Annotated in this window: 9 protein-coding genes; 5 read left to right on the forward strand and 4 right to left on the reverse strand. The window is 60.7% G+C overall.

All coding sequences use genetic code 11. The features are described 5' to 3' along the window. Nucleotides 1-627 precede the first annotated feature (627 nt). Nucleotides 628-1,566 (reverse strand): class I SAM-dependent methyltransferase, encoded by a 939-nt coding sequence (locus ACYCVF_RS31195; protein WP_459606917.1) that lies wholly within the window; start codon nucleotides 1,564-1,566, stop codon nucleotides 628-630. Between the two features lie 357 nt (nucleotides 1,567-1,923). Beyond that, nucleotides 1,924-2,163, reverse strand: coding sequence for a hypothetical protein (locus ACYCVF_RS31200; RefSeq protein ID WP_459606918.1), 240 nt, complete (start codon nucleotides 2,161-2,163; stop codon nucleotides 1,924-1,926). Between the two features lie 403 nt (nucleotides 2,164-2,566). Between ACYCVF_RS31200 and ACYCVF_RS31205 the strand changes: the two genes are divergently transcribed. Together ACYCVF_RS31205 and ACYCVF_RS31210 are read left to right on the forward strand one after the other, a co-directional pair. Then, nucleotides 2,567-3,736 carry a metallopeptidase domain-containing protein gene (locus tag ACYCVF_RS31205; protein ID WP_459606919.1) on the forward strand — a complete coding sequence of 390 codons (1,170 nt, stop codon included), beginning with the start codon at nucleotides 2,567-2,569 and terminating at the stop codon, nucleotides 3,734-3,736. A gap of 48 nt (nucleotides 3,737-3,784) precedes the next feature. Continuing rightward, a complete protein-coding gene (locus tag ACYCVF_RS31210; protein WP_459606920.1) occupies nucleotides 3,785-6,454 on the forward strand; it encodes a non-ribosomal peptide synthetase in 2,670 nt (889 codons plus the stop codon). A gap of 149 nt (nucleotides 6,455-6,603) precedes the next feature. Here ACYCVF_RS31210 and ACYCVF_RS31215 read toward each other — a convergent pair whose 3' ends face one another. Further along, entirely contained in the window at nucleotides 6,604-6,978 is a 375-nt protein-coding gene (locus ACYCVF_RS31215; protein WP_459606922.1) for a hypothetical protein, read from the reverse strand. On the opposite strand from ACYCVF_RS31215, the gene ACYCVF_RS31220 reads away from it, so the two are divergent. Further along, nucleotides 6,977-8,371 carry a HipA domain-containing protein gene (locus ACYCVF_RS31220; RefSeq protein WP_459606924.1) on the forward strand — a complete coding sequence of 465 codons (1,395 nt, stop codon included), beginning with the start codon at nucleotides 6,977-6,979 and terminating at the stop codon, nucleotides 8,369-8,371. The genes ACYCVF_RS31215 and ACYCVF_RS31220 overlap by 2 nt on opposite strands. A 343-nt stretch (nucleotides 8,372-8,714) precedes the next feature. Beyond that, on the forward strand, nucleotides 8,715-9,542 hold the full coding sequence (locus ACYCVF_RS31225; RefSeq protein WP_459606926.1) for a YopT-type cysteine protease domain-containing protein: 828 nt from the start codon (nucleotides 8,715-8,717) through the stop codon (nucleotides 9,540-9,542). 1,021 nt (nucleotides 9,543-10,563) lie between these two features. On the opposite strand, the gene ACYCVF_RS31230 is transcribed toward ACYCVF_RS31225, so the two are convergent. Beyond that, a complete protein-coding gene (locus ACYCVF_RS31230; protein ID WP_459606928.1) occupies nucleotides 10,564-11,307 on the reverse strand; it encodes an outer membrane protein in 744 nt (247 codons plus the stop codon). Nucleotides 11,308-11,684: 377 nt separating this feature from the next. Between ACYCVF_RS31230 and ACYCVF_RS31235 the strand changes: the two genes are divergently transcribed. After that, entirely contained in the window at nucleotides 11,685-11,984 is a 300-nt protein-coding gene (locus tag ACYCVF_RS31235; RefSeq protein WP_459606930.1) for a hypothetical protein, read from the forward strand. Nucleotides 11,985-12,002 lie beyond the last annotated feature (18 nt).

Here is a 12,002-nt window from a genome sequence, read left to right on the forward strand (position 1 = left end):
GGTCGTCGGACCGGCGGTCCGCGCGTGGTGACCCCTTGGCCGTGTGGGAAGTGCACGGGCATCAGAACAGAGTGCCGCGATGCAGGTTCGAGAGTCTGTGAGGTTCACTATTCTCATCATACGCCAGGAAGTGACCGACGGTCGGACGTGGTCCGCCGCCTTACCCGTATGATGATACAAACTCACGTTACGTGCGATTCAAGCCCCTTGAGAGCCGCTCGTGAGAATAGGTCCCGTCGCGCTGCCAGAAGGGTCCGTGCCCAACAAAGTACCTGCCCAATGCGCGAGCGGTCCGCACTCGCCGCTACCCCGAGCTCATGGATATGCAGAGCGAGAGCGCCCTTGCACGGGACAGGCGAATGAAGGCGTGTTGGGTCTCGCCATACGCCTCAATCGCAAAATCGGCCCGGGGATTACAGTGAGGCCTGGACAGGATGAGGGCCAGTCTCCTCACGCTGCTCGATGCACGCCTACCCTCCGGACCCGCTACCGCCGTGCATGGCGGAAACGCTTGTCGCAGCCGCGCAGTCAGGCCTCATCATGCTCCAAACTCGAAAGGAGGGAGCATGATCCACTTCGGTGTGCCTGCGGGGGACGCACGCGCGGCTATCCTCGCAAAGACGAACGTCAAGGCTCAAGTGCGACCTGCAAACCCTCGTGGCCTCCAACGTGAACGTAACGCGGCCCGATTGGCCGACCTCGACCGCTGGCGACGGTGACAATGTCGTCCAGGGGAGCGGCGCGTGCATCCGATTCAGGGCGGGACAAGACCAGATCGGCGTGGAACAGACCTTCCGATTCCAGTCCGGTCGCATCGATGCCAAGAGCCGCCAGCGTGGCCAAACTCCTTTCAAATTCTTCAGCATCGCGAAATCGACGTTGAATAAATGTCGCGCCAGTAAGGCGTTCCGTCACAAGACCACGTTTTGCGAACGTCGCAGCCAAGGCATCATACGGGAACATCCGCAGCACGAAAGAGATGATCCATGGACGCTTCCCTGTCGCGTCCAGAATTTTGCTGAACGTCTTCTCGGTCACGTAGCCGATGCAGCCCGTCGACATGACGACATCGACCGAGCGGAGGATACGCGCGCTTTCTGTCGAGAGCGCTTCCTTTTCAAGGTCGGCGACAATACCTTGCTCAAGGAGGCCAACGGCCGTTGCATAGCGGATTGCCGGTGCCGATACATCGAGACCGATAAACCGCGCTAGACCAACATCAGGCCAAGCCGAATAAAACTTGCGATCGAGATCCACCAGTGTCTCGGAACTAATCGCCCTCATCTCGCGCCGGGCATAGCGGTGACGCAAGCCGCCGAAGGTCAGTGGAAACCGATGCACCGCCGCGTTGATGCCGTATGAACAGCCGACATCAAGCACCATCGGCTTAACGCTGGTTGCCGATGCTTTCGCTGCCAGAATCTGACGGACGACCGGCTCAGCCACATCCGGGATCATATAATCCAAGCCTCCCAGAACGGAGAAATACGCTCTTGGATCATCCAAAGCATAAATGTCATCGAAGACAGCTTTATCCTGATTGATACGCGAAAAATCTGTTCGCAACCCCACGTCTCCACATTTCAATTTGCATGTAAGCCCGAGGCTCTTGCCTCGACCGGTACTCTCTTATTGCAGATGTTGGCCGATCTATGAACCTCTCGGTGCTTTGCGTTCTGCCTGCCCCCAATTCCTTGAAAGATGGGCCAGTCATTCTCCCTCCGTAAGGCTTGCAGCTTCTCGCATTGATGCTGACGCTGGACATTGAGGCGGGGTGAAGACGTAGGGCGATGGCCAATCCGTGGCGACAAGCTGCGCAGAAGGACGCTTCCAAGATGCTGGGGCGGATTCAAGGCGGGCTGCGAGCATCTTCTCGACATAGCTCCCACTGCAATAGTCGTTCCACTCAGCTTCGCCCTCCGCCTAGGTCTCTCTATATGTAGAGGAGCCGGATGCGCTAAAGCTCAAGCGCATGACGATGTCATGGATCAATCGGACCGCAGAGACGATCTCTATAAGAGTGGCCGCGATCTTCCCTTCGCAACCGCTCGAAGCAAGGTCATTGCTGCCATCTTGTACTGGCTTGACCTCGCTTGCATCCAGACCGTTCAGCAGGACATCAGATGTCCCCGCGCGCACATGACCTGTCAATGCTGTATTCATGATCGCCCTCCGGTCTTTACCTCTCATCTCGCTTCCGCTCGCCTGGGCGAAGTCCTTCGGCGGGTCGGTTCGAAGAATGGCGAGACGCTCTCAGAGCCGCGTCATTCTCCACCCGCTGCGGCGGCTTCGGTTACGAGCGATTCATCGGTCCCAATGGATGAATATCGGAAGCCGGATCGCGGCTCCCTACCATAATTGGGAGGAGCGTGAGCTCGGTTCACTTCTATAATCCCTCCTCGCACAAGCACTCAGGCTTGTTGCAGCTTCATCGCGAGAGATCGGACAAATCTCCCGACCGCGCTGCACAGAACAGCGCGCTCAAGATGACGCTCTGCCCTTCGACAGGTTCAAAATGAAGTCTGGGCGATGTCAGGCCCGGACTGGAGGCGACTTCGAGACAAGCATGTCAGAGATCACGCGTCGTAATGTGTTAGCCCTTGGAGTTTCAGCGTGGCTTCCGGTGATGTCCAGAAGCCCGGCGCGATTCGCGGGCCCGGACCGAATTCCGGTTCTTGACCGCAAGTGGAATATCTATTTGAGCGAAGGAGAGACGGACCCTCGAAGCCTCCCAGCTATTGGGGCGCTGAGAGCGATGATGGTGTTTGTGGACTTCGCTGACGCACCCGGCGATGTTAGCAGCACGGAAGGGATAGCCGATCATCTCACCGGACACGGTAAGGCCGAGAAATGGTTTAGGGACCAATCGTACGGGCGCCTCACCTTCGAGATTGCCAGAATTCCTGGCTGGCGGCGCATGCCTAAGCCCTCAACCAGCTACACCGGCGCCAACAAACGTTTCACGTTCCAGCAGCACAAAGACTATATATCAGACGCTGCAGCACTGTTCCCAGAACTCGATGTCCGAACCCCCCCCCTGTTGCTTGTCGTTGGCGCGAAGACCGACGGGATTGCTATTTCACCAACATTTATCGCCACGCCGATCACTGCACCGGTGACTCCAACCGGGCCGGTTCGTTGGGGCGTGACCTTCGGCAAGGACAGCTATACCAACAACCACATGAACCTGTGTCATGAGGTGTGCCACACCCTCGGGTTGCCTGATCTCTATAACTTCGAGCCACCGCGATTTACGGCCGTCTCCTGGGACATCATGGGCGATATCTTTCGGGGGACTTCGCTGATCGGCTGGCATCGCCACAAACTTGGCTGGCTTGCAGACGAGCGCAAGGCGTACCTGGCGCACGGTGAGTGTGAGACTGTCCTCACACCATTGCCAGGAAGCACAGGAACCTCGATGATTGTGGTACCAGACGACGGTGCGTTGAATCCATCGAAAGTGTACGCGATCGAGCTTGCACAGCCGATTCGAGGCCACGATGGCAAAACCACCGGCGACGGTGTCCTTGTCTATAGCGTTGATGCCGTCATCCCGACTGGACAGAGCCCGGTGAGAATCGTGCCGGCCAAAACGACGGCGAACTTCAACTACGGGGAATTGTTCGAAGCGCCGTTCTCCGCAGGATCAATCCTCGACGACCCGGCGTTGCCGTTCAGTCTTTCGATTAAAGCCAAACGCGAGGAGGGCTACGTTGTCGGCCTGAAGGTGCGCTAGCCAGAGTTTTCGCAATGCTATTTCTAAGCGACGACGAGGTGCGTCCGTATGACTGTTGCCGATGAAATATTGGCACCTCGGGAGAGCTTTTGGCGACAGCGACTTGAGCGGTTCAAGTCATTGCAGCTTCCCTTTGTGTCGTCGTCACAAGAGGCATCGCCCCGACGGCAGTCGAGCGCTTGGCTGTCTCCTGATGCTTTGGTCGAATTGCTGCCGATCGATCGCACGGAGTGCGTACTAGCGGCTTTCCTGATCTATCTTGCCCGCATCACAGGTGAATCTGAGCTTCAACTCGGCTGGGAGCCCGCACCCAAGCGGCCGCAAGCGGGCCTGAAGGCGGGTGAGGCGTTGGTCGCCTCCGTCGTGCCAATGGAGGTGGCCATTGATCTTGCTCATGACTTTGCGCAAGTGCACAGGGTCGTAGCGGCCGAATGCGCCGTCCTGAGAGCGCACGATAGTTTTGCCCTGGACCTGATCGCGCGCTGCCCGGCCTTGCGGGAGATTGGGACGCTACGGTCCTGCCGACCCTGGCCGATTGGCATCACCATCAGTGACATCGGCTCTCCCGCTGCCGGAGATCTGGCTTCGCGCGCCAGTTCGGACGCGGCTCCATGTGGTGATTTGCTGACGTTGGAAATCCGCGTGCTCGATGGAAGCTTTCGATGGCACTTTGATGCAAGTCGGCTGCCATCCACGCAAATCGAGCGGATGACGACGCATCTGAACAATCTCTTGCACGCCGTGATGGCCGATACAGGGCAGCCGCTGGGACGGCTTGCGCTGGTGTCAGGTGACGAGCGCACCTACCTTTTGGAGGAACTGAACCGAACGGCTGAGCCCTATCCGTCGCATAAGTGCATCCATGAACTGTTCGAGACCGAGGTCCGAAAAGCGCCGCATGCGGTAGCGGTGGTCGATGCGGAGACAGACTTAAGTTATGGCGAGCTCAACAGCCGGGCGAACCGGCTGGCGCATCATCTCATTGGGCTTGGGCTCAAGCCGGGGGATCGCGTCGCGACGATGTTGGATCGCTCCATCGCTCTTGTCGTAGCGCAGCTGGCCATTCTGAAGGCAGGCGCGGTCTACGTACCGATCGATCGGGGGCTTCCATCCGCGCGACAGAGCTGGATGATGATCGATTGTGCTGTGCGTCTGGTGCTCACGGCAACTGACAGTAACGACGAGGTCGAGGCTGCCATTCCTGTTCACGCCATTGAGCCAATCATCGCTGGAGAGGGATGTGATGCCGATCCAGGCTTGATATTGGCCGCCGAAGCCACCGCTTACGTGATGTACACGTCGGGGTCGACTGGCGTTCCCAAGGCGGTTGCTGTTCCTCATCATGCCGTCAACCGGCTTGTCATCAACAATGGATATGCGGAGTTTAGCTGGAGTGATCGGGTAGCTTGGGTGGGCAATCCCGCCTTTAGTATCAGTACGCTGGAAGTCTGGGCGCCACTGCTCCACGGCGGGCGCCTGATCGTCGTTCCATACACTGCCGTTCTGCAGCCGGACATCCTGTGCGAGCTGATTCAGCAGAACAGCGTCACCGTGCTGCATTTGACAGCCGGACTCTTCAACCGGAGCGCCGATCATTTGGCACCGGTGCTGGCGAGTTTGCAATTGCTATTGGTTGGTGGCGGCGCAGTCGATGTGGCGGTGGTCGCGCGGGTGTTGCGCCGGTGTAGGCCGCGACGTCTGTTGCACTGCTATGGCGCAACCGAGACATCGACCTTTGCGACGGTCTGCGAGATCACCGCGATCGACGAAACAGCCGGTCGGCTGCCGATCGGCCGGCCGATCGCCAATACGCGGATCTACCTGCTGGACGCTGATGGCGCGCCCGTTCCGTTCGGGGCGGTGGGGGAGATCCATATCGGCGGCGCCGGCGTTGCCCGCGGCTATCTGAACCGGCCCGAGCTGACCGCGGAGCGGTTCGTGGCCGATCCGTTCAGCGGCGAGACCGGCGACCGGCTGTACAAGACCGGCGATCTCGGCCGTTACTTGCCCGACGGCAATCTGGACTTCCTGGGCCGCAACGACGATCAGGTCAAGATCCGCGGCTTCCGGATCGAGCTGGGCGAGATCGCGGCGCGGCTTGCCGAGCACCCGCTGGCGCGCGAGGCGGTGGTGGTGGCGCAACAGGATGGTCGTGGCGAGCCGCGACTGGTTGGCTATGTCGTTCCGGCGGGGCACGGGGCCGAGGCCGATCTGGCCGCCACGCTGCGCAGGCACCTCAGTGCGCGGCTGCCGCACCATATGGTGCCGTCGGCGCTCGTGCGGGTCGCGGCGCTGCCGCTGACGCCGAACGGCAAGCTGGACCGCAACGCGCTGCCAGCTCCGGACGATGAGGCCTTTGCGAGGGCCAGCTACTCAGCGCCGCAGGGCGAGATCGAGACCGCGCTCGCGCAGATCTGGGCCGAACTGCTCGGCGTCGAGCGGGTCGGACGCCACGACCACTTCTTCGAGCTCGGCGGCCACTCGCTGTTGGCGGTGCAGCTGATGGCGCGTCTGCGGCAGCTGTCGCTGGGAGTGGAGGTGCGCACCCTGTTCGCAAGGCCCGTGCTGGCCGATCTGGCGGCGAGCCTGGGCAGTCATCAGGAAGTGACGGTCCCGGCCAACCTGATCACTGAACAGAGTGCGGCGATCACGCGGCAGATGCTGCCGCTGATCGCGCTGGCGCGGGACGAGTCTGCAGGATCGACTGGCGCGGCTTGAGGCCTATTGAACACGGCTGGTCGCCTGAACCGACCGGTTCGGGTGGTCTCTGACTTTCGCGCATCTGAAATGCGGGGAAGTCCGTGATCCTCCTGGTCGGTGAGACCATTGACAGGCGACGGGCCCATGTCCAGGCATCGGCAGGCGAGCTAATTCAGCTCGTCCGCGGGGTCTATGCCCAAGCCAATGCCGATGTCGACACGGCGGTCTTGGCCCACGCCGTGCGCACCGCACATTATCTCTACCCGGCCGCTTATCTCTCGTCCGCCTCGGCGGCACTCCTGCGGCAAACCTCTGACGGTCGGCTTTTCCTCAGCGGACGTCGCAATCAGCGCACCCGAATTCGCACTCTCGAAATCGTCCAGAACGAGGCGCCGGCACATCCGTTGACAGCGCCTGCGATCATAGGCGACGATCAGGGCGAGATCAGGATCGAGGTGTCGTCGCCGCGCCAGCGGTTCCTGGAAGCTTTCCGCCTCCGAAGCGAGCACGCCAGCGCCATCACCGACGAGCTTCGCGGACATGGCCACGCGGCTGGTCGAGGAGTTTGGATCACCACGAGCGGCGGACGCGCTCTGGGCTTTGGCTCGCGAGAACGGATGGTATCGCGAGGGCGAGGGCGCCGAGCGCTACCTGACGACATGCCCGACGGTCGGAAAGGCCGTTGCGAACAAGGCGGCGCTTGAGCGGATCGTGGCCTGGCATGGCGAGCCCCTCGGCCGCCTGACGCATGACGGCTTCGAATGGCGCTGGAAGGCCGCGACAAATACGGCGCCGCCGCTCGTCCGCCAGACGGCGCCCGGCAAGCTGCCAGCCTTTGTGGAGTCGCTCTTGCCGGAAAGCTGGCTCGCCCAGGTTCTTCACGAGCGCGATGATCGCGACGCCATTCGGCGCGGCAAGCGGTTCATGTCGAACATCGCGGTCGTTGCCACCAAGAAGGAGCTCGACGCCCTGCCGCTCGACGTCCTGCAGGCGCCGCTCGCGAAGTTTGCCAAGCGCGGGCAATTCATAGGACACTATGTCGGCCCGTCGAGGGGTGAGCTGGAGCAGAGCTTCGAGGAGAATCTTGCGCAACTATTTGAGCGCGCGGAAACGCCTCGTCTGTCCGGCGTGCAAATCAAGGCGCCGATGTGCCTGATGTCCGACGGCGCGCTGCTCGCGGCGATCGACGCGCCGTTCACTCACATCCTCAAGCCCGCGGGGACGGCCGGCTTCGAGGCGCTGCCAATCGTCGAATGGATATGCCTGGAGCTCGGTCGCGCAGCGGGGTTCGTCGTTCCCGACGCGGCGCTCGTCGGCATGCCCGACGGCATGGCGCCCGCGCTGGTCGTCGAGCGGTTCGACATCAGGCGAGATAAGGCTGACAAGCGCCGCCTTGCGCTCGAGGACTTTTGCTCGGTGCTCGACCTGCCCGCGTCGGCCAAGTACGACGGCACCATCGAGAGCGTGGCGCGCGGGCTTCGACCGCTGTCCACCGATCCCGCCGACGATCTCGATATTCTATTCCGGCGCGCACTGTTCGCGTGGTTGATAGCCGACGGGAACATGCACCTCAAAAACCTGGCGCTGCTGAGGGTCGCCGCGCCCGGCGCGCGGCAATTTGAAAGCGTCCGGTTCGCGCCGCTCTATGATGCCGCTACCACGCGGGTCTTTCCCGGCCTCGCCAGCAATCGCATGGCGCTAAAGCTGAGCGGGAAGGACGAACGGCTCACACCGCGTGTTTTTCTGACGCTCGCCCGCACGATCGAGCTTTCCATCGCGCGAGCGGAAGAGGCGATGGCAAGCATCACGGCGGCGCCGCGCAAAGCCGCGGGCGCCATCTCGCTGCCGGAAATGGCGCGGGACGGCGAAGGCGCCAAGTCCATAGAGGAGCGCGTCAAGGCGATCGTCGCCGAGCGATGCGGCGCGTTCGCATGAACCTTCATATACTTGCGGCTCGTTGATATCTGCCTGCGTCGGCGGAAGCCACTACTGACTCCACAACACACACGCGTAAGAGCAATTTGGAGCAGCGCATGTCCCCATTCTTCGGCGAGAATAAATCTAACTAGACGGATATGTCGGACTACGTGGTCCACTTCGCTCCCCGCATACGCCTGAGAATATTGCTGCCCGCTCCAGACTTCCAGGTGCCGTCAGATTGACGATCCTTTCCTCATCCGCTTCAGCTGCGCACGAGCGTCAGCTTGTCGTCAGCTTGACTGACTATGGAGGCGAACACGGTGCGAAAACTACGACCCAAGCGATAGGCGAAATATCCATGCATATCCAAATCAGCGCCTCATCCACAGGTGCTCATCAAGCCGACGAATCGAGCCAGTCGATGGACGATGGCAACTTTGCGGGAAGACTTGCTGACCTAGCACTTCAGGGCAATCTGTCACCTGGCGGTGCGTGCGACAAAATGGGGCTCTGCTGCAGCAAACCACATACCTCTGATGCGCATATTCCTACCCCAAGCTCCTTCAGCTCGACCCCACCCTCTTCGTCGCCCGGCTCCAGCCCATCCCCTTCGGAAAGACCGGTCATTCCCCTTTTTGAATACCGAACTGCTGCATTGCGTGGTGCGAACGTAGACGGCATGTGCGCTGGTCTGGCGGCAGAGTGGCTCCTCAATCTTCCGAGCAGTCCGCCATCACGAATGAGCGCGCTGCGGCCTGGCTCGCAAACTTACGCCTCAGCGGCCATGCGGCAGCAGCGGTATGAAGAACTCAAGGATCGATTGCAAAGTGATGAGGCGGAGGGTCTTCAACCAAAAGACATAATGTTGCAGGAGGCGGGCTTGCACCCCTCCGAACGACGGATAAGATATGATTTTAGCAGGGCGTCGGAGATCGCCGGGATCGTGAATGAAGTCACCGAAAACCCATCTGTCTATTTGCTCAGCTTGCGCTTCCCCGAAGGATGGCCCGGACACCTGGTCGCAACGTCCACTTCCAATGGAATGACCACTCTGTTCGATCCCAACTATGGAGAATTCGCTGTCGCATCAGACCAGATGGGTGACTTGCTCAGAAGTCGCGCCGACGATTACACAAACGACAGCGGCCGTTATGTCGTGACAGTCGTCACACAAAGAATGAGCTGAAATACAGACCGCAGGCGGCCCGCAGAGAGCGCCTTATCGGAAGGTGCAGCGAGCTGCTCGATCTGGCACTTTGTGTTTTTCCAAATGGCGGCAACTGCCGAAGTCGATCCCGCAACAACCTCACGCGCTTGGAATGCAGAGTTCACGCTCCCGCGCAGGGCCCTGTCTCCGGTTCAGCCTCTCGGAGAAGCGCGTCGTTCTGTCGCGCCGGCCAAAGGTGGGTGGCAGGGTGCAATTCGAGTTCGCCTGACGGAACGTGCACGCGTTCACAAATCACCTTGAGCTCTCGCAAATTGAAGCCGGCTGTTGCTGTCGCAGATGCGACATGCCGTCAGCGCGGTCTGATGCCAATGGGACAGCAAGCGAGTCGCACAGAGGAGGCCGTAAAATCGCGGCCCGTCGACCAAGGCCTGCGGGTTGGTCGCGATCGAGATGAGTGGAGTGCGCATCCGCGACAAGCTGGAAATGGAGCTGGCGGCGCTTTCGAGGGGGGCTGTCGGCGCTTCGGGGCGTGCCGTGATTGCACTACGTTCTTCCTCAAGGTGGTGCTGGCGGCACAGCCGATCGACTTTCGCAAGTCGGTGTACACGCAGTGTCGCCGTGTCGAAAGCATCGGCATCGATAGCGAGCAGATCCAGTCGAACGGGCTCATTTACCCCGGTCCGGCCACGATTGCGGCGACGCTGCCGTCGCGCACGGCGAGACTGGAGGCGGCAGGATGCTGGTCCACATAAGTCTGCAGCCATTGCTCGAGTCCCTCAGCGGCATCGCCGCTGCCGCCATCAACGACGATGATGAGGCGACGCCCGCAGGCTCTTTAGCGACCAGGCGGCACGCTTCACCTAGCCGGCGAGTGCCGCAACGGTCAAGATGGATGGCTTCGCCGGCCATGATCTACGCCTGCCGGTACAGCGGCAGATGGAAGGCAAACTTCGCGATCACCTCGTGGGTCACCAGGAACATTAAAAAGAGCCCCGGCCTGGGGCCGGGGCACTCGATCCGTCGCTCTAGCGCGATGAAGTCAGTATTTGAGAACGATCGGGCCCCAGAACTTGTAGTTCAGCCGCGCGGTCAGCAGGTCGAAATCCTGCCCGATGCGCTCGCTACCGACCGCACCTGCGGAGGTGCTGAAGTTCACGTTAGCGTCGTGCCGGAAAATATGGTCGTACTCGACGCCGACCGACCAATTCGGCGCGAAGCCGAGTTCGATGCCCGCCCCGACCACGCCGCCCCAGCGGGTATTGTCGGTGCTCGCCAGCGGCGCGCCGGCGAGTGTGTTGATCTGATAGCTATTGCCGGTCACCGCGGCACCGCCCTTGGCGTAAAGCAATACGTTGTTGATGGCGTAGCCGACCTGGCCTGTAAGCAGGCCGAACGACCCGGTCTTCGTCTGATTGATGTCGCCCGGGAAGGCGGCGCTGACATTGGAGCCGCTGAAATCGGCCCAGTTGCCTTGGCCTTCGACACCGAAAACCACCTGGCCCGTCTGCCAGCGATAGCCGAGCTGGCCACCAACGGTTCCGCCGCTCGCGTCGTGAGAGCCCTCGGGCGTGACGCCTCCAAAATCCCAGGAGCTATGGGTCGAACCCCAGCCGCCATTGGCACCAAGATAGAAGCCGCTCCAGTCATAGATTGCGGCCGCGACCGGTGCTGGCGGCGGCGGTGCCTTGGTGTAGATGGGCTGCTGAGCGAGATCGGCGGCGAATGCGGGTGCTGCCCCGATCAACGCGACGATGCTGGCAGTCACAAGCAACAACTTCTTCATTTCGAATACGCTCCTTCACATGTCCCCTGCGCCACGCGCGTCTTAACAGTGCTGTCGCGAATTGCTGTAGCTGTCGCGCAACATTCTCACTTCCAGAAGCGCCTGAATCTAACGCCGCGTCAGGTTGCGCGCTCGTCAAGCATAATCAAACCGGCACAACACGTAGTGGTCCATCGTGCATCAAATTCAAGGGCGTGCGCGTCAACTCCAATATGGACGTGATGGCGTCGTCGTTGCACGCGAACCAGAGCGATCACGACAGGCGCGTGCACTGAAGCAGCGACGATCGTAGAGAATCGAGCGAGCGCTATCATGTCGTTCCATTTCCTCTGATCGTCACGACCCGGAAACCGGAAACAGCCACTATGTGGTCCCTCATGACGGATCACGTCACGGTCCGTGACTGGGCTGAAGGTTTAAATGATCAAGGCCGCACTGCATCAAACGCGGCACGCACGCTGCTCGTCGACCTCGTTCACAACATCATCGGGAAAAGCCAGTTCAAACATAGTCGCCAGATAATGGCCGGTTCTCAACACGATGTGTTTCGTTCGAGACAAAGTGCGCGCGCGACGGCCACGTCGCTGCACATTCACGATGAGCTGTTGCGATCGAGAGCCAGCAGCTGTGGCCCGCCTCTTGCTTCGATGGCGCTTAAAGGATTTGGCGCGATTTGATAGGAGGCGGTGAATGCC

This window comes from Bradyrhizobium cedriense (genome assembly GCF_054602315.1).